Genomic DNA, 24,200 nt, shown 5'->3' with positions numbered 1-24,200 from the left:
TATGATGGCATACTCTATTAAACTTCCAACAGAAGATCGTACAGTCGAGACGTATGAGTTAAAAGGGTCACCATCTGCGTTTAGTGGTGCGGGGGGATTCTCCTCTCGTACGGCTTATTCTGCAGCACATGTTGTGGCTGATCCCCTTTCATCTAGTCACCCCGTTCTTGGAGGAGACATTGACTGGGAAAGAACCTTACATTACCGTAGACACCTTTGGTCGCTTGGCTTTGGTGTGGCTGAAGCGATGGATACTGCGCAGCGCGGAATGGGCCTATCGTGGGAAAGTGCACAAGAGCTAATTAAACAGTCGTCGCTTGAAGCGAAACGTGCAGGTGGGCTGATTGCTTCTGGTGCGGGCACAGATCATTTAGATTTAAGTGTAGAGCATTCATTGGATGATATTATTCGAGCTTATACGGAACAATGCGAGTTCGTTGAGAGCCAAGATAGTGGCATTATTTTAATGGCGAGTCGTGCCTTGGCCAAAACAGCAAAAAAACCAGAAGACTACGGTTATGTATATGGACAAATCTTAGGGCAAACAGCCAAACCTGTGATTCTGCACTGGCTTGGCCCTATGTTTGATCCTGCTCTGCAAGGATATTGGGGAGAAGAAGACTATGACCGAGCAATGGATGTCTGCTTGGAAATGATTCACCAAAATGAAGCTAAGATCGATGGGATCAAAATTTCTCTTCTTGATAAAGACAAAGAAATCAAAATGCGTCGTTTACTTCCAGAGTCAGTACGGATGTATACGGGGGACGATTTTAACTATCCAGAGTTAATTGCAGGAGATGAACAAGGATACAGTCATGCCCTACTTGGCATTTTTGATGCAATTGCCCCAGCAGCATCGCATGCATTACGTGCTCTTGATCACAATGATCTTGAGACATACAAACGCGTTCTTGAACCTACAGTAGCATTAAGTCGTCATATTTTTGAAACACCAACCTACGCCTATAAAACAGGTATTGTGTTTATGGCATACCTAAATGGTCATCAATCACATTTTAAAATGATTGGTGGTGCAGAGGGTACGCGTTCTATCCAACATCTTACAAAGCTATTTAAGTTAATGGATGAAGCAAACCTCATTGAAGATCCTGAGTTAGCTGTAACACGTATGAACCGAGTTCTACAGCTTGCGGGTATTGAACAGGAGGTGCTCACATGAGCGGCAAAGCAGAACTAAGTAGACTAAGTCTGAACCAAATAACAACTGAAAACTGGTCGTTATCTGAGGCGATTGATGGTTGTGAACGAAATGAAGTGCCTTGGATCTCGATCTGGCGCCATAAGCTTGCTGAGTATGGAGTGAAGGAAACGGCCGCCCATTTGAAGCAGAGTGGCATCAAGGTTTCCAAGCCTATGTCGTGGAGGTATGTTTCCAGCTGCTACTCAAGAAGAACGTAATAAACGAATAGAAGATAATAAGCGAGCGATTGAAGAGGCTGCTGAGATAGGCACAGATACATTAGTGCTTGTATGTGGTCCTGCACCTGATAAAAACTTAGAGCAAGCACGTATTTGGGTGCAAGAAGGAATTGAGTCCATCATTCCACACGCTGAACAGCATGGTGTGAAACTTGGAATTGAACCACTTCATCCAATGTATGCGGCAGATCGCTCTGTGATTAACACATTAGGTCAAGCCAATTCATTAGTTCAGTATTATAACTCTAAACAAGTTGGAGTAGTGGTTGATGTATTCCACGTGTGGTGGGACCCAGAACTCGCACAAGAGATAGAAGCGGCTAAAGGTAGTATTCTTGGCTTCCACGTATCCGATTGGAAGGTACCAATGCTTGATATGTTTAAGGGCCGTGCCATGATGGGTGATGGTGTCATTGATCTGAATGGCATGCGGAATCAAGTAGAAGCAGCCGGGTATCACGGACCGATTGAAGTGGAAATCATTAATCAAGAAATCTGGGACCGTCCAGGTGACGAAGTGCTTAAACAAATGAAGGAACGTTATACGGAACATGTATAAAACGGTTTAAAAGGAGAGGTTGTTAGATGGCATTACAAGAAACAATTGATGATATTATCCAATCGATTGAATTGAATCGTCAAATCGAAGAGCCTTTTTCTTTTTCTGTCATTGGAATGGATCATGGACATATTTTTGGAATGGTAGAAGGGTTATGCCAAGCTTGGCGCAACCCTTCATCATGTCTATGACCGCGATAAAGAGAAGCAACAAAAACTGCTGGATGCTTATCCCTCGGCTGTTGCTGCACAATCAATCGAGCAGGTGCTAGAGGATTCATCAGACATGATTGCGACTAGTATTATCCCTTCTGAAAGAGCAGTGCTTGGTCTGCAGGTACTTGCTCATGATAAGCATTTTTTCTCGGCAAAAGCAGGTTTTACTACACTTGATCAAGTAAAGCAGGCTCGGGAAGCCATGAAATCATCAAATAAAAAATGGTCTATCTTTTTTGGGGAGCGTTTAGGTGTTGAGTCGGCAATGCTTGCTCAATACATCGTTGAAAAAGGACTAATTGGACGTGTATTCCAAGTGACCGGCTCAGGGCCACACCGCTTAAATAAAGAATCTAGAGAAGATTGGTTTTTTGATCCAAAGCAAAACGGCGGGATTTTAACCGATATTGGCAGCCATCAATTTGATCAGTTTCTAATTTACACAGGAGCAACGGATGCAAAGGTTCTTCATAGTAAAACAGCTAACTATCAACACCATGAATATGGTGATTGGGAAGATTTTGGTGATGCAACATTACTCGCGAATAATGGTGCTACTCAATATGTGAGAGTTGATTGGTTCACTCCAGACGGATTACCTACTTGGGGAGACGGTCGGACTGTTATCTTTGGCACGGATGGATATATTGAATTGCGCAAATATCTTGATGTGGGTCGCACGACAGAACGAAATCACTTGTACATTGTCACACAATCTGAGGAACTGTATGTACCGGTCAGTGGACGTGTAGGCAAACCGTATTTTTATGATCTGATCAAAGATTGCCAGAATGGTACAGAGTATGCGATGACTCAAGAGCATGTGTTTCGAGTGTCAGAATTGGCAGTTGAGGCACAGGAGAAGGCATTGCGTTTGAACGGCTTGGAGGAAGACAAATGAAAAGTGATAAACAGGCTGAGGTTGTATTAATAGGTATCAATGGCTACGGGGAAAGTTATTTACGTTTATTACTTGAACGAACGGATGCAAGCCTTATAGGTGTAGTTGAAATTGCTGCCGAAAAGAGCAGTTTCTTTGGCGTTTTACAAGAAAGATCGATTCCAATTTATAAATCAATTGAAGCTTTTTATGAGAATCATTCTGCGGATCTTGCAATCATTTCTACCCCAATCCATTTGCATACAAAACAAGCTATTTATGCTATGGAGCAGGGAAGTCATGTATTATGTGAAAAGCCCCTTACTGGAGATCCATCAGACCTTCCGCTTTGGAAAAAAGCATCAGAAAAAAACGGGAAGTGGGCTGCGGTTGGTTTTAACTGGTCATTTACAGAGTCAATCCAATCTTTAAAAAAGGATATCATCGCAGGAGTATTTGGCAAAGCAATTCAATTAAAAACACTTGTGCTTTGGCCACGAACAGAAGACTATTTTAATCGGTCTACCTGGGCAGGAAAAAAATATAGTCCTGATGGTACATTGATCATGGACAGCATTGCCAATAATGCGACTGCTCACTTTCTACACAACATGTTTTACATGCTAGGTGATCGAATGGAGACAAGTGCTCCAGTAAAAGATGTGGAGGCACAATTGTATCGTGTCAATGAAATTGAAACATTTGATACATGTGTAGTGAACATGCAGACTGAAAAAGGGACGGAATTGTTATTTTTAGCTTCCCATGCTGTTGAAAAATCAGAAGGCCCTATTTTCCACTATGAATTTGAAAAAGGTGTCATCACGTTTAACTCAGAGGATGAGCAGCCCTCCATGCGTGCTGAGTTTCATGATGGAACCAAAAAGGACTATGGAAATCCACATGTGCCTCATGTAGATAAGCTGAATTGGTGCTTGAGGGCTATACATGATTCAGAGGCGACACCGCCATGTGATTATTCTACAGCAGCTGTACATGTTCAAGTGCTTGGAGAACTGAATGCTCAACTTGATTTAGTCAAGGAGTTTCCAGAAGAGCTGAAACGATTTGATTCGGCTACAAAGCTTCATTATGTAGAAAATGTACGAGAGGTATTAACTGATTCCTATCAAAAGGGGACGGTTCCAAGTCAGCCGTTTTGAGCAAAGAATCTACTTCTGATATTGAGAAGGATTTCTTTATTCAATAAGACGAAAGCGTTTACTGTTAATATAATGGGATTTGTATCATTATATTAACAGTTTTTTTGTGCGCATTTTTTCGGAAGGAAGTGTGAAAACATGAAAGGTTCAAAGACTGTTGTAATCGGATTAACTGCAGTATTAATTGGAAGCGCTTCAATTATGATCCCCAAACTCATTGAAGCAAGTAGCGAAAAGAAAACACTTACCATAGCCCACATTCATAATGACTCTGCCCCTGTTTACCAGAGTCTCGAGGACTTTGCTACTGGTGTAAACGAACAAACGGGTGACCATTTAAATGTAGAGATTTACCCTAATGGTGCCCTTGGTGATGAACGTGTCATGTTAGAGCTTGGTGCAAACTGGTGTTATTGACATGGTAAAGGTAAATGCAGGCGCATTGGAGAGCTTTGACCCATCTTTTTCAGTATTTAGTTTGCCTTATGTGTTTAGTGATGAAGAACATTTTGAACGTGTCATGGACTCGGAAACTGTGCAATCTATGTATGGGAATCTTTCCGATATAGGCTTGAGAGGTATTACGTACTTTGATGCAGGTGCTAGAAGTTTTTACACATCTAATCATGCAATCGAGAAACCAGAGGATTTGGCTGGCTTAAAGATTAGGGTTATGACTAATAAAACATCGATTGATACGATGAAACTATTAGGTGCAGCTCCAACTCCACTACCTGCCTCAGAGGTATATACAGGACTTCAACAGGGAGTTATCGACGGTGCGGAAAGTAGCTCAATTGCTCTTGTAGACGCTAATCACGGAGAAGTAGCTAAATATTTTTCTTATGACGAACATACACGAATTCCAGACTTTTTAATTATGAGTGATCAAACGTGGAATAACTTAAGTGAAGAGGAACAAGCAATCATTACCGAAGAAGCACAAGATTCTACTCATGAACACAATGAACGCTGGAAAGACATGATTGCTGATGGAGTAGTTAAAGCAGAGGAAGAGATGGGCGTTACTTTTAATGAAGTGGACCAAGAGCCATTTCGCGAGTTAGTAGAGCCATTATTAGAAGAGAGTAGAGAAAATCCACAAGTAAAAGAAATTTTGGATGCGTTTTCAATTTTGGAGTGAAAGGTGGATCAGTCGTGGAGAGAATAAAAAATTGGATTGATCGAATAATTATTGGATGTTCAAGTGTGTTAGTAGTGTTTCTTGTTGCGGGAGCCATTTGGCAAGTATTTACTAGGTTTGTTTTGCAGAATCCGAGTGTGTTTACGGAAGAGGTTCTACGGTTTTCATTGATATGGATTGGCTTTTTAGGGGCAAGTTATGCATTTGGACATAGAGAGCATTTAGCCCTTACGTTTCTAACGTCTAAACTTGCAGGACAAAAAAAGAGTCTCTAATCTAGTCATTGATAGTAGCATTATTGTGTTTGCAGTTGTTGTCTTTGTAATAGGTGGAACGCGGCTTGTTATTGCGACGATTAATCAAGTATCTCCTGTGCTCGGATTACCGATGGGAGTTGTATATGGCGTCTTGCCTATTGCAGGTGTGCTAATCATATTCTACCAGCTTCTCAATATAAAAATAGATGCTGCCCAACTAGATAGGGAAAAGAGGGAAGCTGCATGAGTGATATTGTTTTAACTGGGATCGTTCTCTTTGCTGTGTTTTTTCTGTTAATTGTGATTGGGGTGCCAATTAGCATTAGTATTGGTATCGCTTCATTTGCTGCTGCATTGGTTATCATGCCATTTTGGGATGCTTTAATGGTCCTTTCCCAGCAATTTATTACGGGAATTGATAGCTTTGTATTGCTTGCACTTGTGTTTTTTACGTTAGCAGGCAGTATTATGAATACAGGAGGCATTGCTTTACGGCTAATAAATTTGGCCAAACTCTTAGGAGGAAGAATGTCTGGATTGTTGGCGCACACAAATGTAATCGGTAACACATTATTTGGTTCAATATCTGGATCGACGATTGCTTCGGCCGCTACGATGGGACGTATTATGGGGCCAATGCAGAAAAAGGAAGGGTATGATCCATCTTATTCTGCAGCGGTTAACATTGCGTCTGCACCTACAGGCTTAGTTATTCCCCCAAGTGGAACACCTATCTTGTACTCTCTACTAACAGGAGGTACATCTATTGGAGCTTTATTTATAGCCGGTTATTTGCCTGGATTCCTCATGGCATTTTTAGTGATGGTCATGGCATACATTATAGCCAAACGTAAAAAATATACGGTAGAAACACCTGTGCCATTTTCAGAAGGACTAAAAGTAGTATTGCAAGCAATTCCGGCTCTGTTTTTAATCGTGATTGTCATTGGCGGAATTGCTGCGGGTATCTTCACAGCAACAGAAGGAGCGGCGGTTGCCGTGCTCTATTCCATTTTATTAAGTCTTTGCTATCGAAGCTTAAAATTAAAAGATATTCCGATCATTTTAAAAGATACGGTTATCTTTAGTGGAATTATCCTTTTACTCATTGGGGCTTCTAGCGCAATGTCATGGGTCTTGTCATACTCAAATATTCCACAGGCCATCTCAAGTGGTTTGCTTGGAGTGACAGAGAACGGAATTTTGTTAGTTTTAATTATGGTTCTATTGTTATTAGTGTTAGGAACATTCATGGATATTGCTCCAGGACTGCTGATTTTCACTCCAATCCTTTTCCCAGTCGCCACATCTTTAGGCATTCACCCGGTACATTTTGGTATAATTATGTCATTAGGTTTAGCGATTGGTACAACCACACCTCCAGTAGGGACCGTCCTATTTATTGGTAGCAAGGTTGGAGGAGTTAGTGTTGAACAAGTCATAAAACCATTATTGATTTTCTACATTCCAATGGTTATGGCTCTACTTGCGGTAGCTTTTATACCGGAAATTAGTCTTTGGCTCCCTCGTTTATTTGGGTTAATTGATTAATGAAATGATATTCATATTAAAAATTGATTATCGAAAGTACACAAAAACCACCCAAAATCACTGTTGGTTATGGGTGGTTTTTTCTGGTGAAGATCATTAAAAATAAATGATTAAGAGATTTTCTAAACGTTATGAGTTTTGTTTCATTTTTTTTAGCATGTCAGCAGCGTTAGATACGTTTAAGGCATCCTGTTTCATCTCTTCAATTTTGATGAGTAGCTCTTTAATTCTTGCAGTAATCGTGTCATTTTGCTGTTTACTTAGATTTGTTGAATCCTGAATTTGTGTAAAGGATGAGGCAGCTTTTTCAGTCAATGCTCGTGTTTTTTTCATTGACGTATCAATTGTTGTGATTGAAGAAAGGACTTGATTCGTTTGTTTGGCTGTACCTGCAATAAGTGCCTCAATATTCGCAGTAGCTGCTCTCGTTTGTTCCGCTAACTTTCTTACTTCCTGGGCTACAACTGCAAAGCCCTTTCCGGTTTCTCCTGCTCTTGCAGCTTCAATGGATGCGTTTAAGGCGAGTAGATTTGTTTGTTCCGCAATTCCACTAACTATATCAATAATATCTGTAATTTCTTCTGTACTAGAGTGAAGCTGTTCTGTTTGCCCCACTTTGCATAAAGATGTTGCTTCTTTTGCAAGGGTAACACCTTCACTAGCTATTTCACTGATTAAGTTGGCGTGTGACTCAGTTGATTCGATCGACGTATTCGTCTCAATTGAAATGGAAGCAAGGTCCTCAGCAGATTGATCCATTCTATTTAATAGATTTGCTCGATTAGAAAGTTCTTGTTTGTTTTGTAGTTGATTTTGAGCTTCATATGAATCCATGACAAGCTGCTGTTCAAAGCTAAGAAATATTGCCACAGCTTGAATGGCTTTGTGTTTCTGATTAAGCTGAAGTGTGTGGGCGTTTTGGATTACTTTAAAAAGTGCTGATTGTAAGTTGCAAAAAGCCGCTAGGTACCATTTAGATTGTAAACCAATGCGAACGTGTGCAGAGGCAATTCGTTTACGCTTTTCTACGGATTCTTCATTCAGGACACCTGAAAACATATCGAGTATATGCGTTTTTAATGTTTTTTTAAGCTTCTCAACTGATGAATGAGCTTCTATAATTGCTAACAAGTTGGGTTGTTGAATAATTGAGTCATAGAAAGCATCTGTAATAACGTTTATCGAATTACAAACCAAGTCTTTAACACTTACGAGACTCTCAATCTCTTCTTCTGATAGGTTAATCATTTTTATTTGTATAAGAATATCTTCAGGTGGACTAAAGTCAATAAGTTGATTGGGCTTCGTAATAGTAGTAAGTGGTTTTGTTTTCTTAAATGTAAGTTTCATAAATTCTTCCCCTTTTTAAAACCTTTACTATTTATATCGGCGTAATCTTGAAATCTTTGGAATTAATCTTCTTTTTATTCGTGCTAAATGTGGAGAAATATAGAGAAAAAGCAGGGAATTACGCTCACTGTAAAGAAATCTGTTAGTAGGTTTTTAGGAAGTGATTCCGCAGTTTTTACTACAGGAGGAAACAAACATGGATAAGCTAACGATTGGTATCATTGGAGCGGGACGTATTGGACAGTTGCATGCAAAAAATCTAGTAGGAAACCATCGCGTAAAATTGAAAGCGGTATCAGATGTAAGGGGAGAAGAGCTTCGATCTTGGGCAGATGAACATAAAGTAGAGATATTAACCACAGAGTATCAGGACATTATTCAAGACCCTGATATTGATGCAATCCTCATTTGTTCACCCACAGATACACATCTATCAATAATAAAAGAAGCGGCGAAAGCGAAAAAGCATATCTTTTGTGAGAAGCCGGTTAGTTTTTCTAAAGAACAAACAGAAGAGGCACTTGAAGCAGTCAATCAACATGGCGTAAAGCTCCAGGTTGGTTTTAATCGAAGGTTTGATGCAAACTTTATGAGAGTGAGAGAGTTGGTCCATAATGGTCATCTTGGAGACATTCATCTCTTAAAAATTACATCGCGCGATCCAAGCGCCACCACCAGAATCCTACATTCGCACGTCAGGTGGGATGTTTATGGATATGACTATTCATGACTTTGATATGGCAAGATATTTATTAGATAGTGAGGTAGAGAAGGTATATGCTACTGGTGCAAATCTAGTTGATCCAACGTTTGGTCGGTGTGAAGACATTGATACCGCGGTTGTCACCTTAACATTTAAAAACGGAACCATTGCAGTAATTGATAATAGCAGACAAGCGGTTTACGGTTATGATCAGCGAGTGGAGGCATTTGGTTCAAAGGGCTCAGCTGAAACGACGAATGTTCATCCTAATACGGTTCAGGTTTCATCGGCTGAGATGGTGTATCGTGATAAGCCGCTGAACTTTTTCTTAGAACGTTATCAACAGGCCTACGTTACGGAATTAGAAGCATTTGTTGACTCGGTTTTATCAAATAGTGAGATAACATGTAGTGGTTTTGATGGACTACAAGCTGAGCGGATTGCGAGTGCAGCGCAACAATCGCTTACGAGTGGGCAACCAGTAGAAATATAATAAGAAGTGATCAAAAACGTTGTACAGATCCTAAGACTGTACAACGTTTTTGTGAGTTGCTATAAACTGCTTATTGACGGGGACGAGTGATCTTGCTATTCTCAATTGAGAATGATTTTTATTATTGTTTAAAGAGAATACATATAATGGGGGAAAATGAAGATGGTATGGTCAAAAGGGAAATGGGTTGCAGGCGCTATTGGTACATCGTTAGTATTATTGGCTGGTTGTGGGAGTGGTGAAACAGAAAATGAAACAGCTGATCCACAAGGTGAAGAGGTCTCAGGTGAAGTTCGCTCTTTTGAACATACTAGAGGAACGGCAAAAATCGAAGGCGTTCCAGAAAAAGTCGTTGTGCTTGAATGGGGTTATGTAGAAGACTTTTTAGCACTTGGAATTAATCCAGTTGGAGTCGCAGATATAGAAGGAATGAATCAATGGGTTGACATCGGAATGGAGATGCCTGATGGAATTGAAGACATCGGTATGCGTAATACTCCTAACCTTGAAATGATTGCAGCTCTTGAGCCAGATCTAATTGTAGGATTGGAATCGAATGTAGAGACAAGCTACGATGAGTTAAATGAAATTGCTCCTACACTTGTATATAACCCTTATCCTGCTGAAGGAGAAGGTACTCAGTACGATCGAATGATTGAAACGTTTAATGAAATTGCAACCATTATGGACAAGGAAGAAGAAGCAAAAGAAGTATTAGATGGAATTGATACAATGTTTGAAGAATCTAAACAAAAAATAGAGGACGCTGGTAAGGGCGGAGAAGAATTCGTCGTTGCCATGGCATATAGTGATCAAAATGCAGTAACCTTCAGATTGCATGATGATACATCCATGGCAGCTCCAATGGTTGAAAAAATGGGCCTTGTAAATGGTTTCCATTCCAACCAATTCGAACAATACGGTTTTACTTCGGCTGATGTTGAAGCTCTTCCTGCGATAGAAGATGTTAATTTCTTTACGATTATTCAAGATAGTGACGATGTCATTGAGAATCAATTAAAAGATAATCCCATTTGGAATGGATTAAACTTTGTACAAGAAGATCGTATCTATCCATTAGGTGGCGATGCGTGGCCATATGGAGGACCTCTTTCTGCACAGGTATATGCTGAAAAGGTCGTAAACGCCATTACGAATGAGTAATAAAAGGAGAGGTGATGGAGCGATGGTTGCAAATAATGGATTAGCTCCAGACATCTCAGTCAAAAGAAGCTTAAGACCACTAATGATGCTAATTGGTGGTTTTATTGCTTTAGTTCTTACCTTGTTTATTAGTTTGACTCAAGGTAGAGCAGATGTGTCAGTAAATGATGTCATTCAAGCTTTGTTTAATCGTCAGGATCTCGCTGAACATCATTTGATATGGGCTAACCGATTTCCACGCGCCGTAATAGGTGTCATATCAGGATGTGCACTTGCGGTTGCTGGTGCTCTTATGCAGACAGTTACTCGTAACCCACTCGCTTCAGAGACAACATTAGGTGTAAATGCTGGGGCATACTTGGCTGTGATCACAGGGATGATCTTTTTTCCGACACTTCAGTCTCAGTTTGCATTTCCGATCGCTGTTCTTGGTGGAGCTGGAGCAGCCATGGCAGTATTTGCATTAGGTGGTGGACGACGAAGCACACCGATTCGCGTGGCTCTCTCTGGGATGATTGTCACACTAGTTCTTTCATCTGTGACTAGCGCATTAATTATGCTCAACCAGCAAACGGTGCAAGGTGTCTTCCTGTGGGGATCTGGTTCTCTTGTTCAGAATGACTGGAGTGGTGTCAGCTTTTCTTGGCCTTGGGTCGCAGGAGGAATTTTGCTTGTTTGTTTAACGTCACGTCAGTTGGATGTTTTAACATTAAATGAAGAAACCTCAAAATCTTTAGGGCAAAGAGTACGACAAACTAGATTTCTTGCCATGGCCATTGCTGTTGTGATCGCCTGTGTAAGTGTGAGTGTGGTTGGTCCTATAGGCTTTATTGGATTAGTAGCACCTCACCTTGTTCGTATGATGGGCGTAAGAAAACATGTGTGGTTACTGCCGATAAGTGCTCTCTGGGGAGCTGTTGTTTTACTTCTAGCAGATACAATCGCCAGAAGTTTTATTGATGCCTATGGAGAATTGCCAGCTGGAGCCATTACTGCAGCGATTGGAGCTCCTTGGTTGATTTGGCTTGCACTCAGAATGTCTAAACATACAAATGGAAGCACAGGGTTCAGTTCCAACATGTCAATGAATGTCGGAGGAGCTAGACGGATTGGTTCGTTTAAAGTATGGGTTAGTATCTTTTCAATTCTAATGCTCTCGGTTTGGATAGTGAGCCTAACAAGCGGAAGTCTTTATATTCCTCTAACGGATGTGTGGGCTGCTCTAATCGGACAGGGACAAGCACTACATGAGAAGATTTTATTTGATTTCCGTTTGCCACGCTTACTTATTGCCGGAATCTCAGGTATGGCGATTGCAGTTAGCGGAAGTCTCATTCAAAATACAATTCGAAATCCACTTGGTGACCCGCAAGTTATCGGAATTACAAGTGGGGCAGGAGTCGGAGCCTTATTAGTGATTGTTGTGTTTCCACAGCTCTCAGGAGTATGGCTTCCAATTGGAGCAGTACTCGGTGGTATCGCCGCAGCTAGTATTGTTTATTCTGTCTCTTGGCGCCGAGGACTTGATCCAATGATCCTTACTTTAGTTGGAATAGCAGTAGCGGCAGCAGGAGCAGCCTTTATTAATATATTAATCGTATATGCAAAAGTCTCTGTTGCCCCAGCCTTAACATGGATGGCGGGCAGTGCTTATGGACGTGGCTGGAGTGAACTACGTGTACTTCTTCCATCTGTGGTCATTCTATTGCTGCTTGCCTGGTGGCAGGGAAGAAAAGTAGATCTGCTTTCCTTTAGCGAAGAGAGCTCAACTGGGCTCGGACTCAAAGTAAAGCAGACACGATTATCTGTAGCAATAATCGCTGTTTTGCTCGCATCTATTGCAGCAGCAAATGTTGGAGCAGTAGGTTTTATAGGGTTACTCGCGCCACATGCCGCAAGAATGCTTGTGGGACCGCATCATCGCCATGCGGTAGTACTATCAGCATTAATAGGCGGATTATTACTTGCAGCAGCGGATTGGATTGGCGTCGTACTTCTTGCGCCAAAAGAATTACCTGCAGGAGTTGTGACCGCATTAATAGGTGCGCCATACCTCTTATATCTCATGTATCGATCAGCAAGACCAAAGCTACTAAAAAGATAGCAGGATGCAGGATGAAATGAGATGATTTCATCCTGCTTTTTTTGTGTTGAGTTTTGTGGCTTGCGACCGCTCAAATATCAAACACCACCCAAGGTCAAGCCAATACAAACCACCAATAGCTATCCTTTTTTACCATCTATAGTCCATTATTTTCAATTTGTTAGGATGTTAAATAGTCAGAATAAACAAAAGACACAAAACCTTCACATTATAATCCATTTTCTTTCCGCGAAGTATAGTAGGTTAAAAGAGTCTACTGTGTAGATACGTTTTTATTCATTTGTCCTCTCCCCTAAGAGAGTCTTTTTACATCACTAATTTAAGTTTGTGCTATGGAGAGAAGACAAATGAATGAAGCTACAATTACTTTAGAGGAGGAACGATATGCGAAAGAAGGCAAGGATTGGAGTGGGCTCGATTGGATTGGCGGCTGTAATGGTATTGGGTGCATGCGGCAGTGATGCAAATGTTGAAAGTGGTTCAGAGATTGAGGGTGCGGAGGTTGAATCTGGTGGGGATCTTATTTTAGGTGTCTTATCCGATGCTAATACGCTTGATCCACATACGGCCAATGATGTTCCGTCTGGTAACATTCAGGTGAACATGTATGAAACGTTGGTTAAGTACAATGAAGAGATGGAGCTTGAACCTTTGTTGGCCGAGTCGTGGGAGGCCATTGAGGATAATGTATGGGAATTTAAATTGAGTGAAGGGGTCACATTTCACGATGATTCAGCGTTTAATGCCGAGGTAGTAAAAGCAAATATTGAACGTATTCTTGATGAAGAGGTGGCGTCACCTAGAAAAATCCTTTTTGAAATTATAGAAGATATTCAAGTCATAGATGATTATACGATTCATTTACAAACGGAGGTACCGTTTGCTCCTTTACCGGCTCACTTTGCACACTATGCTTCTAGTATCGTAAGTCATGAGGCGATCAAAGAGGATTACGCTAATGTTGAAACTGGAGGACAACCAGGCGACTACATAAATGAAAATCCAATAGGAACAGGGTATTTCACATTTAACAACTGGGCTCCAGGAGATCAAATTGTCTTAGACAGAAACCCTGATTATTGGAGAGAGCCTGCAAAAGTTGATACTGTAACATTTCGTGTCATACCTGAAGATCAGACCAGAATAGCTGATTTACAAACTGGAGCAGCACATATTATTTCTCCGGTAACAGCTAGTGATCTGAACCGACTAAACACATCTGATGGGATTAATGCGTATGAACGAAATGCAGCAAGTATCACGTATTTAGGATTCAATATGCAGAAAGAACCGTTTGATGATAATAACGTTCGTAAAGCAATTGCAATGACTATAAACAAAGAAGATATGATGAATGGCATATTAGATGGGACAGGAGAAGTGGCACTAGGTCCTGTGAATGATACAAACTTTGGTTTTAGTGAGAATGTAAATGTTGTTGAAAGAGATGTAGAAGAGGCGAAAAGACTTCTTGCTGAGGCAGGACATGAAGATGGCTTTGAGACAACGATTTGGACAAATGATAGTCGTGAAAGAATGGATATCGCAGAGATGGTCCAGCAAAATTTGAAAGAAATTAATATTGATGCGCAGATTAACGTTGTCGAGTGGGGCGCATATCTTGATGCGACAGGATCTGGAGAACACGATATGTTTATTTTAGGCTTGTCACTAGGAACGGGAGATGCCGATTACCCAATGCATATGCTGTTCCACTCTGATAATGCTGGTCCTCCAGGAAACCGAGTGTTTATGGAAGATGATACATTTGATGAGATGCTTTACAATGCTCGGATAGAGCAAGACGAAGATACTCGCTTAGGACTTTATGAAGAAGCGACAAATTATTTAAATGAAGAAGCACCAATGACCTTCCTCTATCATCCATCTCATATTATGGGTTATGCAGATGGAGTGGAAGGATTCTGGGCAGATGCTTCAGGGTTCTATCAGCTAAGAGAGGTCACGATTCCGTAACATACTAAAGAGAGCATCTTACTCAAATGACGAGTAGATGCTCTCTTTTTCAATAAAAAAAGGTACACTGTGATGAGGAGGTTTTTATCATGTTAACTCAGTATCATTTACTTGCTATTATCCTTACACTCAGTTTATTTGGATTGGTATTAAGCCTTTATCGAAAAGGACAGAAAAAACCGGCTGTTCTCCTACATCAGCTTATGAGGGTCTCTTTTTTATTTGTGCTTGCAACAGGCATTCTGCTTGTACCAATGATGCCTTTTTCATTAATGCGCGGCGCTAAGCTACTACTTGGGATCATTAGTATGGGGATGATGGAAATTTTTCTCATGCACCTTAACAAAGGAGATTTGACGAAATTCACCACAGTCTCATTAATTGTTGTGATCTCATTAACGATACTCATTGGCTTATTCCTACCTCTTGGAATCTATCTGCGGTTTTGGTGAATGAGTCAAATTTTGTTTATTTAAGTTAGAATGACGTATGTGCACGATGTGAACATTTGTTATATAATAAAAATAATTAAATATAATATGATTCTACGAAAGGAAGTGTTATAAAAATGAGTAATTGGGAAGATAGAAGACTGCTCGTTAAGGCCGCAAACCTTTATTATTTTGATGGCTTGGACTCAAGCACAAATCGCTAAAAAAATGTCTGTATCAAGACCGGTAATTTCTAAGATGTTAAACCGGGCGAGAGAATTGGGCATTGTAGAAATTTATATTAAGGATGAGAATGCTCATACTGCTGCACTTGAGCACAAGTTAGAGAAAATGTATAACCTCAAAGAGGCAGTTGTTGTTCCAACCGCAGGGTTAACACCAGAAATGATCAAGCGCTCAGTAGGAAAAGCGGCGGCCTATTATGTAAGTAAAAATCTCGATGGAATTAATAGTCTAGGTATCTCCTGGGGAACGGCTTTGTATAACATGGTGAATGAGTATCCTTATGAGAACCGGCCGGAGCTGAATATCGTACCACTTGTAGGAGGTATGGGTAGGAAACTAGTTGATATTCATTCAAATCTACTGGCCTATCAGCTGGCACAAAAGGTGAACGGGACCTGTTCTTATTTATATGCACCAACTATGGTTGAGAGTGAGGACTTGAAGCAGCGTTTAATTGAGAGTGAGGATATTGCGAAGGTGTTAGAAGAAGGCAGACAAGTTGATATGGCACTTGTTGGGATCGGAAATCCACTGTTAAATTCTACTATGAGTACAATGGAGTATTTAAAAGAAGAGGATCTTGTTTCACTTCGCAAATCTGGTGTTGTTGGAGATATTGGTTCTAGATTTTATGATGTGGTAGGTGAGCAGATTAAGCACCCTTTAAATGACAGAGTTATTGGCTTGAATTTAAAAGAATTACAAGGAATTCCTGAGGTAGTAGGAGTAGCAGAAGGCGCACACAAAGTGGAGAGTTTACTAATTGCTTTAAAAACCGGCTATCTGAATGTACTTATTCTTGATGATTCTACAGCTCAATCCTTATTAAATGAACATGTTTAAAAAAAAATACTAATAAAAGCGCTTTCTTACTATGCGAGTAGTTTTCGACATATTTTTCAGAAAACTACTTGACAGAATTATGAAAGCGCTTTTATAATACAAACATAAGTAACGGCAAAGAACAAATGTAAAGAAGGGGTGAAATGGTATGTGGGGTTGGCTCATCGGATTGTTTGCTGCAACTTGGGTTTTACAGCTTTTACTGACACGGATTCAAATGAAAAACTATCAGAAGACTCTTAAGGAAATGAGTAATCGTTCTTCAGGATATCTAGGCGTAGGCATTCATAAACAGAGAATAGGGATAGGCAGTATTGTCATTCTTGTTACAAATCAAGATGGAGAAGTTGTAGACGGCAGAAAAATGGCGGGTGTAACGGTTTTCTCTCGATTTGTTCCTTTTGACACATTTAATGGGCTACTTGTTCAGGAAATAAAGGAAATGATCCATGAACATCCGCTTCGCGTAGCCATTGAAACATCCTTAGAACAAATAAATAAACAACGAAAAAAATCGATAGCAGGATAGGGGGAAGGGCAGATGGATTTTTTAGTACAGCTTGCTGAAGGCTTTATCGGAATGTTTCAAGAAGGCGGCACGACCTTTATAGGGATGGTAACTGGGATTATACCAACCTTAATTTGTTTAATTACCGCTGTAAATGCTGTCATAAAAATGGTTGGAGAGGAACGGATTAACCGATTAGCACAAAAGAGTACAAAAAATATCATTTTACGTTACACGCTATTCCCCTTTCTTGCAGTATTTTTCTTGACGAACCCAATGGCTTATACGTTTGGGCGGTTTTTACCAGAGCATCAAAAGCCGGCCTTTTATGATTCCGCAGTATCGTTTGTTCATCCAATTACAGGGTTATTTCCGCATGGTAATCCAGCAGAGTTATTTGTCTACATGGGCATTGCCTCAGGTATCACAACACTAGGTCTTTCTCTTGGGCCATTAGCTATCCGTTTCTTTATTGTAGGTCTGATTGTCATTCTAATTCGAGGTATCGTAACAGAAATTATTACAGGTCGTCTTATTAAAAAGAGAGAGCAAGAGCTTGCCTCACAAACATAAGAGAACAATAGGGGGTAATGACCATGGCAGACTACAAACAAGTTAAAATCGAAAAAGGAAATGGCGGTTGGGGAGGACCACTTATTATACAGCCAACCGAGCAAAAGAAATATGTGGTATCTGTCACAGGTGGAGGAATTGATCCACTAGCTCAGCATATTGCGGATGTAACGGGTGCCGAAGCAGTTGATGGCTTTAAGTCATCTGTAAATAAAGAGGAAATGGCTTGTGTTGTCATTGATTGTGGAGGAACAGCACGTTGCGGTGTATACCCACAAATGGGTGTATTAACCATTAATTTAAATCCAACCTCTCCATCGGGACCATTAATGAAGTTTATTAATGATAAAAATTTTGTGTCTGGGGTCAAAGTTTCGAATGTAACTACAGAAGAAGGAACGAGTGTACAACCATCAACAGCCACAAGTGAAGAGACATCACGTCTTGATAAAGATGCTGCAAACAGAATCAAAGAAGAGGCAAAAGCAAAGGCTGCAAATCTTAGTCAGCCGAAGAAAAAAGCCAATATTATTGAAATTGTAGGTAGAGGCGCTGGTAAGGTTGTTGGTGTATTCTACCAGGCTGGCCGTGAAACGATTGATCAAGTCATTAAAAACATTCTTCCTTTTATGGCGTTTGTGAGCATGTTAATTGGGATTATCACGTTTACGGGTATCGGAGACTTTATCGCAAACTTTGTCTCACCGCTTGCTGGAAATTTTGTTGGACTTTTGATTTTATCTGTATTGTGCTCTATTCCTTTACTGTCACCGTTACTTGGGCCAGGAGCCGTAATCGCTCAAGTTGTTGGAGTGCTGATTGGAGTTGAAATTGGTCGAGGTAATATTCCTCCTCACCTTGCTTTGCCAGCATTATTTGCAATCAATCCTCAAGCAGGTGCTGATTTTGTTCCAGTGGGATTAACACTTGGAGAGGCTCAGCCTGAAACAATAGAAGTAGGTGTACCGGCAGTATTAATGTCTAGAATGATTACTGGTCCGTTAGCTGTAGTGATTGCTTATCTATTCAGCTTTGGATTGTATTCATAAAGAATAGATAAATAAAGGAGCGAGAGAAATGGAACAAACGAAGACAACTGTTTATCAATCTGAAATTATTGAACTAGGTTCACAGACTGGTATTTTTTTAGAAGAAAATATGTTGGTCATTTTTAATGAAACAGTCCCTGCTGATTTAAAGGATATCTCTGCGATTCATAAAAAAACAGAGCTTTTACACCACGTTGTAGTTGGTGATACGTTGCAAATACAGGACAACCATTACAAAATTTTGTTTGTAGGGGAAAAGGCTAACGAGACGTTAAGAGATCTTGGTCATTGCACGATTGAGTTCAGCGGCAAGTCATTCTCTGATTTGCCAGGAACCTTGTGTGTTGAGAAAAAAGTTGCTCCAAATCTAGAAATCGGTGGAAAGATTGCTATATATAGAGGCTAACTAATACGTATTATAGGAGTGGTTGTATGTTAGGCATTAATAGAAAACTAGCAGAACTAGAACAGCAAGGCAAAGTAATAAACGTAGGACTAGTAGGAGCAGGCCAAATGGGAAGAGGTATGGTCGCTCAAATTGAGGGTATGAAGGGAATGCGAGTAGTTATTACCGCTGATATTCAAGTTGAAAATGCTATCAACGCCTATAAAAAAGCAGGCGTTAACCCAGATCAGATCGTGCAGACAACAAATCTAGAGGATGCTGAGTCAGCTGTTCGTTTAGGAAAAGTAGTAAGCACATCTTCTTCTAAGCTAGTTACATCACTTCCATCTGTTGATGTAGTGGTAGATGCAACGGGTGTTCCAGATATTGGTGCTAGAATTGCTTGGGATACCATTATGAATAAGAAGCATATTGTCATGTTGAACGTAGAAGCAGATGTAACGGTTGGACCGTTATTAAAACAGTTAGCCGATTCAAGCGGGGTGGTATATACAGGATCAGCGGGCGATGAGCCAGGTGCAGTAATGGAGCTAAATGATTTGGCTGACGCTAGTGGATTTGAGGTTATTGCGCTAGGGAAAGGGAAAAACAATCCACTTAATCTAGAAGCAAACCCTGACTCGACTGCTCAGGTCGCAGCTGAAAAAGGAGCAAGTCCTAAAATGATTGCGTCCTTCCAAGATGGGTCAAAAACGATGGTTGAGATGACGGCTGTAGCGAATGCCACAGGATTTTTGCCAGACAAACCTGGTATGAACGGCTTAACGGGTGAGGTGAAAGATTTGCCAGCAATGTTCCGCTTCATTGCTGATGGGGGACAAGTTGAGAATAAACAAATTGTTGAATTTGTAAATGGTGTTGCGCCTGGAGTGTTCGCCATTATTGCATCGGATCAAGAAGAAGTAAATCATGAGATGAAATATTTAAGCATGGGGGACGGACCCTATTACGTATTATACCGTCCTTATCATCTAACAAGTCTGGAAACACCAATCTCTGTTGCGCGAGCCTATTTTTATCAGGAAGCAACCATCGCCCCTTGGAAAGGACTTGTTGCTGAAACGGTTACAGTTGCAAAAAGGGATTTAGAAGTTGGAGAACATTTAGACAGTATCGGTGGATTCACTGTTTATGGAAGTATTTTGAAAGCAGAAGAGGCTAGAGAACAAGATTTATTACCTCTTGGACTTGTTGATCGAAATGTGCGTGTCAATCGTTCTATTAAAAAGGGTGAATATATTTCGTAAGGATATTACTCAGACAAAAGAATCGTTTATCTGGCAGCTACGCAAGCTTCAGGATGATACTGTGAACTAAAAACACACAAAAAGAAGGTGGTGTGTGTATGAAAACAAGTCAGATGGAAGCCGATCTTTATTGCATTCATTGTAAAGAGGAAGTTCTTCATGAAATTACGTATGTAAATAATCAATTAAAAAGTATTGAGTGTTTAGAGTGTCGTCATGACCTTGAAATTGTCATGGATCTTAATAAAGAATTTTATGAAGAAACACAAAAACGTGTGGTAACCAAACCAAAACGAATGACGCAAGAATATCGTGAAGATCTTAGTCGGTTTTTATTCTCTCTGCCTGTAAGGGTTATTAGCAAGCCATACCGTTTGTTTAAAGATATGAAACAATCTCGTCATGTAATAAAAGAGTTTGATCAAGAAAAGGATGACCGCTGATCCTCTCTGTTGGTCCTATTCCCTGCTTGGGAATAGGAAACTTGAGAGGAATCGGATCTTTTTTTACTCAAATCATTACATTTGTTCGTGTTTAGAACAAATGATAAAACATAGGAGGTTACAAGTATGAATAAGGAGAAACAAGCCTTGATTGGTTCCAAGGAAAAGCTAATTCCACTCTATAAACAAATGTGGTTGATTCGGTTTTTTGAGGAGAAAGTAGATGAATTCTTTGCTAAAGGTATGATTCATGGTACGACCCACCTTGCTGTTGGGCAGGAGGCGTCGGCGGTGGGTTCCTGCGCTGCTTTAGCTGAAGATGACATGATTACTAGTACACACAGAGGACATGGTCATTGCATCGCTAAGGGAGCTGATGTTAATCGGATGATGGCTGAGCTGTTTGGTCGAACAACCGGCTATTGCAAAGGCAAAGGTGGATCGATGCACATTGCCGATGTGAGTAAAGGTAACCTCGGAGCAAATGGAATTGTAGGTGGGGGCTTTTCCATTGCAACAGGGGCAGCACTTACTTCCAAAATGAAGAATCAAGGCAAAGTAGTTCTCTGTTATTTTGGAGATGGAGCATCAAATGAAGGTAGTTTTCACGAGGCAGTGAATCTGGCTTCAATCTGGAAGCTACCAGTCATTTTCTTTTGCGAAAACAATCAATATGGGATGTCAGGTCCTGTTAAAGAAATGGTGAATATAGAGAACATTGCTGAAAGGGCTGCCGCATATGGGATTCCTGGTCATATCGTAGAAGGTAACGACCTGGTTGATGTGATGGCAGTGGTTCAAGGAGCAGTTGATTTTGCTCGTGGTGGCGGTGGTCCTTCTATTATTGAAGCTAAAACATATCGCTGGAAGGGGCATTCGAAAAGTGATGCGAAGAAGTATCGTACGCGTGAGGAAGAAAAAGAATGGAGAGATAAGGATCCGATCGCTAGATTTAAGGATCTTTTAATAGAGGAAGAATTGTTTACAGAAGAAGATGCACAACGAATTCGTGAGGAAGCAAAGCTAGAAGTAGAGGGATCGGTTGAATTTGCAAAAATAGCCCTGAGCCTGGGCTCGAGACATTAATGGAAAATATCTATGCCTAAGGGAGGGGAAATGGTGAGAGAGCTTACGTATTTAGAAGCGGTTAGGGAAGCAATGAGTCAGGAAATGCGAGCGAACGAAGATGTGTTTATTTTAGGTGAGGACATTGGTGTGTATGGTGGAGCGTTTGGCGTGACACGTGGCATGATTGAAGAATTTGGTCCAGAGAGAATTCGTAATACACCGATCTCAGAGGCGGCCATCTCTGGTACAGCAATCGGAGCAGCTTTAACAGGGATGCGTCCAATTTTGGAACTCCAATTCTCTGATTTTATTACGATTGCCATGGATAATATGGTAAATCAGGCAGCCAAGCTTCGCTATATGTATGGAGGAGAAGGTAAGGTCCCGATGGTTTTACGTACTCCTGCAGGCTCAGGAACGGGTGCGGCGGCACAACATTCACAAAGTCTTGAGGCGTGGATGACTCACGTACCTGGGTTAAAAGTAGTACAGCCGTCTACTGCCTATGATGCCAAAGGACTTTTGAAAGCTGCAATCGATGATGATAACCCGGTTGTCTTTTATGAACATAAGTTGTGTTACCGTACAAAAAGTGATGTTCCAGAAGAAGTGTACTCGATTCCGCTCGGCAAGGCAGATATAAAAAGGGAAGGAAGCGATCTTACTATTGTTGCAACAGCATTGATGGTGCATAAATCTCTTGAAGCTGCAGTTGAATTAGCAAAAGAGGGAATTAGTGTGGAAGTAGTTGACCCTCGTACCCTGGTTCCTTTGGATGAAGAAACCATTATTAAATCAGTTAAAAAGACAGGTAGACTTATTGTCGCTCATGAAGCGGTTAAGCGTGGGGGGTTTGGTGGAGAGATTGCTAGTATCATTGCTGAAAGTGAGGCATTTGATTATCTTGACGCACCTATCAAGAGATTAGGCGGTAAGGCTGTTCCGATCCCTTATAATCCAGAGCTTGAAAAAGCCGCAATTCCGCAAGTGAACGACATTATTGAGGCAGTTAAAGAAACGCTAAAAGGTGTGTAAGAAGGGGGGATAACGAATGCCTAAAGAGATTTTTATGCCAAAGCTGAGTAGTACCATGCAGGTAGGGACATTGCTTGAGTGGTTTAAAGAAGAAGGCGATTCTGTTGAGATTGGAGAGCCTTTATTTGAGATTATGACGGACAAAATTAATATCGAGGTTGAGGCATACGAAGAAGGAACACTGCTTAAGCGTTATGTAGGCGAAGACGACGAAGTACCTGTTAATTACGTCATAGGCTATATTGGTCGTTCTGATGAACCTGTTCCCGACACATCACCCGGTGTCTCAGACTCAGATTCACAAGCAGGGGCGGTTGCAAAAGAGCATCCAGCTCAAGTTGAAGCAAATGATAGAGACAGAAACCATGATGAAAAAGTAAGAGCTACTCCTGCAGCCAGAAGAGTCGCTAAACAAGAGAGTGTAACATTGAGTGAAGTAGATGGCAGTGGTCCAAGAGGACGAGTGCAGGAAGCAGATGTTTATGCACATCTTGAACAGCCTCAAATAAAAGCAACCCCGCTTGCTCGTAAGATCTCAGATGAAATAGGTATAGATCTAGGTGAGATTGAAGGTACAGGACCAAATGGCAAGGTATATAAATCAGATGTAGAAGCAAAGGCATCGACAAATGTAACGAAACCAATTACAGAAGCCAAACGAATGAAGCTTAGCGGGACGCGAAAAATGATAGCCAAACGAATGGTGGAGAGTGCATTTACAGCTCCTCACGTTACATTAACAAGTGAAGTGGATATGTCGGCAGCAATGGATCTCAGGCAGCAGCTACTTGCATCAATTGAACAGCAAACGGGCAAACGCCTATCTTATACAGAGATTATTGCAAAAGCAACGGCGAATACATTAACTCGTCACCCGGAAATGAATGTTTCTCTTGAGCGGGATGAAGTCGTATATCATAACGATGTTCACATTGGACTCGCTGTATCTATACCAGGTGGGCTCGTTGTTCCTGTTATTAAAAGCACCAATCAAAAGGGTCTCACGTCACTAACAGAAGAGGCTAAGCAATTAGCAACTGCGGCTAGGGATGGAAAGCTTAGTCCGGATTCAATGAAAGGTGGAACATTTACCATCAGTAATCTAGGGATGTATGCAGTGGACGCCTTTACACCAATTATTAACCAACCCGAATCAGCTATTCTTGGAGTAGGAAGAATACAAGAAAAGGCTGTTGGTGTAAATGGTCAAATCGAGCTTCGTCCAATGATGAGCATCAGTCTTTCCTTTGATCATCGTGTCATTGATGGGGCACCTGCTGCGGCATTTTTGACCGAGTTAAAACATGTTCTTGAGAATCCGTACCATTTGTTAACGTAGGGGAGTGAT

Annotated in this window: 23 protein-coding genes and 3 pseudogenes; 25 read left to right on the top strand and 1 reads right to left on the bottom strand. The window is 40.9% G+C overall.

The features are described from left to right. The first annotated feature begins 4 nt into the window (after positions 1-4). The 10 genes and pseudogenes from NDM98_RS12005 (at position 5) to NDM98_RS11960 (ending at position 7,212) form a co-directional block, all read left to right on the top strand. On the top strand, positions 5-1,183 hold the full coding sequence (locus NDM98_RS12005; protein WP_251609126.1) for a dihydrodipicolinate synthase family protein: 1,179 nt from the start codon (positions 5-7) through the stop codon (positions 1,181-1,183). After that, positions 1,180-2,002 (top strand): annotated as a pseudogene (locus tag NDM98_RS12000) (sugar phosphate isomerase/epimerase family protein). Before NDM98_RS12005 ends, NDM98_RS12000 begins: the two are co-directional and overlap by 4 nt. 26 nt (positions 2,003-2,028) lie before the next feature. Then, positions 2,029-2,193, top strand: a complete 165-nt coding sequence (locus NDM98_RS11995; protein ID WP_251607880.1) for a hypothetical protein — start codon at positions 2,029-2,031, stop codon at positions 2,191-2,193. A gap of 94 nt (positions 2,194-2,287) precedes the next feature. Beyond that, positions 2,288-3,118, top strand: coding sequence for a Gfo/Idh/MocA family protein (locus NDM98_RS11990; RefSeq protein ID WP_251607877.1), 831 nt, complete (start codon positions 2,288-2,290; stop codon positions 3,116-3,118). Further along, positions 3,115-4,260 carry a Gfo/Idh/MocA family protein gene (locus NDM98_RS11985; RefSeq protein WP_251607875.1) on the top strand — a complete coding sequence of 382 codons (1,146 nt, stop codon included), beginning with the start codon at positions 3,115-3,117 and terminating at the stop codon, positions 4,258-4,260. Before NDM98_RS11990 ends, NDM98_RS11985 begins: the two co-directional genes overlap by 4 nt. Before the next feature lie 138 nt (positions 4,261-4,398). Continuing rightward, positions 4,399-4,677, top strand: a complete 279-nt coding sequence (locus NDM98_RS11980) for a hypothetical protein (protein WP_251607873.1) — start codon at positions 4,399-4,401, stop codon at positions 4,675-4,677. Between the two features lies 1 nt (position 4,678). Next, positions 4,679-5,404 carry a TRAP transporter substrate-binding protein gene (locus NDM98_RS11975; RefSeq protein WP_251607870.1) on the top strand — a complete coding sequence of 242 codons (726 nt, stop codon included), beginning with the start codon at positions 4,679-4,681 and terminating at the stop codon, positions 5,402-5,404. A 14-nt stretch (positions 5,405-5,418) separates the two neighbouring features. Then, positions 5,419-5,679, top strand: a complete 261-nt coding sequence (locus NDM98_RS24465; RefSeq protein ID WP_251607867.1) for a TRAP transporter small permease — start codon at positions 5,419-5,421, stop codon at positions 5,677-5,679. A gap of 25 nt (positions 5,680-5,704) precedes the next feature. Next, positions 5,705-5,908, top strand: coding sequence for a TRAP transporter small permease subunit (locus NDM98_RS11965; protein WP_251607865.1), 204 nt, complete (start codon positions 5,705-5,707; stop codon positions 5,906-5,908). Next, the gene (locus NDM98_RS11960; RefSeq protein ID WP_251607862.1) at positions 5,905-7,212 is read left to right on the top strand and encodes a TRAP transporter large permease; all 1,308 of its coding nucleotides are present in this window, start codon (positions 5,905-5,907) and stop codon (positions 7,210-7,212) included. Before NDM98_RS11965 ends, NDM98_RS11960 begins: the two co-directional genes overlap by 4 nt. Before the next feature lie 129 nt (positions 7,213-7,341). On the opposite strand, the gene NDM98_RS23520 is transcribed toward NDM98_RS11960, so the two are convergent. Then, positions 7,342-8,562 carry a globin-coupled sensor protein gene (locus tag NDM98_RS23520; protein WP_285803919.1) on the bottom strand — a complete coding sequence of 407 codons (1,221 nt, stop codon included), beginning with the start codon at positions 8,560-8,562 and terminating at the stop codon, positions 7,342-7,344. A 196-nt stretch (positions 8,563-8,758) separates the two neighbouring features. Here NDM98_RS23520 and iolG point away from each other — a divergent pair. The 15 genes and pseudogenes from iolG (at position 8,759) to NDM98_RS11875 (ending at position 24,191) form a co-directional block, all read left to right on the top strand. Beyond that, positions 8,759-9,758: pseudogene (gene iolG / locus NDM98_RS11945) on the top strand (inositol 2-dehydrogenase). A 162-nt stretch (positions 9,759-9,920) separates the two neighbouring features. After that, positions 9,921-10,922, top strand: coding sequence for an ABC transporter substrate-binding protein (locus NDM98_RS11940; RefSeq protein WP_251607859.1), 1,002 nt, complete (start codon positions 9,921-9,923; stop codon positions 10,920-10,922). A 22-nt stretch (positions 10,923-10,944) separates the two neighbouring features. Continuing rightward, positions 10,945-13,026 carry a Fe(3+)-hydroxamate ABC transporter permease FhuB gene (fhuB, locus tag NDM98_RS11935; RefSeq protein ID WP_285803918.1) on the top strand — a complete coding sequence of 694 codons (2,082 nt, stop codon included), beginning with the start codon at positions 10,945-10,947 and terminating at the stop codon, positions 13,024-13,026. A gap of 384 nt (positions 13,027-13,410) precedes the next feature. Further along, a complete protein-coding gene (locus tag NDM98_RS11930) occupies positions 13,411-15,003 on the top strand; it encodes a glutathione ABC transporter substrate-binding protein (protein WP_251607856.1) in 1,593 nt (530 codons plus the stop codon). An 89-nt stretch (positions 15,004-15,092) separates the two neighbouring features. Then, positions 15,093-15,455, top strand: coding sequence for a DUF1516 family protein (locus NDM98_RS11925; protein WP_251607854.1), 363 nt, complete (start codon positions 15,093-15,095; stop codon positions 15,453-15,455). 258 nt (positions 15,456-15,713) lie between these two features. Further along, positions 15,714-16,523 (top strand): sugar-binding transcriptional regulator, encoded by an 810-nt coding sequence (locus NDM98_RS11920; RefSeq protein WP_307728797.1) that lies wholly within the window; start codon positions 15,714-15,716, stop codon positions 16,521-16,523. Positions 16,524-16,671: 148 nt separating this feature from the next. Beyond that, positions 16,672-17,052, top strand: coding sequence for a transcriptional regulator GutM (locus tag NDM98_RS11915; RefSeq protein WP_251607852.1), 381 nt, complete (start codon positions 16,672-16,674; stop codon positions 17,050-17,052). A 12-nt stretch (positions 17,053-17,064) separates the two neighbouring features. Beyond that, complete coding sequence (srlA, locus tag NDM98_RS11910) at positions 17,065-17,604, top strand: PTS glucitol/sorbitol transporter subunit IIC (protein ID WP_251607849.1); 540 nt, start codon at positions 17,065-17,067, stop codon at positions 17,602-17,604. 23 nt (positions 17,605-17,627) lie between these two features. Beyond that, entirely contained in the window at positions 17,628-18,653 is a 1,026-nt protein-coding gene (gene srlE, locus NDM98_RS11905; RefSeq protein ID WP_251607846.1) for a PTS glucitol/sorbitol transporter subunit IIB, read from the top strand. A 28-nt stretch (positions 18,654-18,681) separates the two neighbouring features. Beyond that, complete coding sequence (locus tag NDM98_RS11900; RefSeq protein ID WP_251607844.1) at positions 18,682-19,059, top strand: PTS glucitol/sorbitol transporter subunit IIA; 378 nt, start codon at positions 18,682-18,684, stop codon at positions 19,057-19,059. 26 nt (positions 19,060-19,085) lie between these two features. Next, complete coding sequence (locus NDM98_RS11895; protein WP_307728796.1) at positions 19,086-20,306, top strand: NAD(P)H-dependent oxidoreductase; 1,221 nt, start codon at positions 19,086-19,088, stop codon at positions 20,304-20,306. 98 nt (positions 20,307-20,404) lie between these two features. Continuing rightward, positions 20,405-20,749, top strand: coding sequence for a bh protein (locus NDM98_RS11890; protein ID WP_251607842.1), 345 nt, complete (start codon positions 20,405-20,407; stop codon positions 20,747-20,749). Positions 20,750-20,875: 126 nt separating this feature from the next. Further along, a pseudogene (locus NDM98_RS11885) lies at positions 20,876-21,855 on the top strand (thiamine pyrophosphate-dependent dehydrogenase E1 component subunit alpha). 13 nt (positions 21,856-21,868) lie between these two features. Then, complete coding sequence (locus NDM98_RS11880; protein ID WP_251609122.1) at positions 21,869-22,852, top strand: alpha-ketoacid dehydrogenase subunit beta; 984 nt, start codon at positions 21,869-21,871, stop codon at positions 22,850-22,852. Between the two features lie 16 nt (positions 22,853-22,868). After that, positions 22,869-24,191 carry a dihydrolipoamide acetyltransferase family protein gene (locus NDM98_RS11875; protein ID WP_251607840.1) on the top strand — a complete coding sequence of 441 codons (1,323 nt, stop codon included), beginning with the start codon at positions 22,869-22,871 and terminating at the stop codon, positions 24,189-24,191. Positions 24,192-24,200 lie beyond the last annotated feature (9 nt).

The sequence above is a fragment of the Alkalicoccobacillus plakortidis genome, from assembly GCF_023703085.1.
GTDB lineage: Bacteria > Bacillota > Bacilli > Bacillales > Bacillaceae_D > Alkalicoccobacillus > Alkalicoccobacillus plakortidis.
Note: the sequence above shows the minus strand (reverse complement) of the source record. Positions and strands in the feature narration are given on the sequence as shown.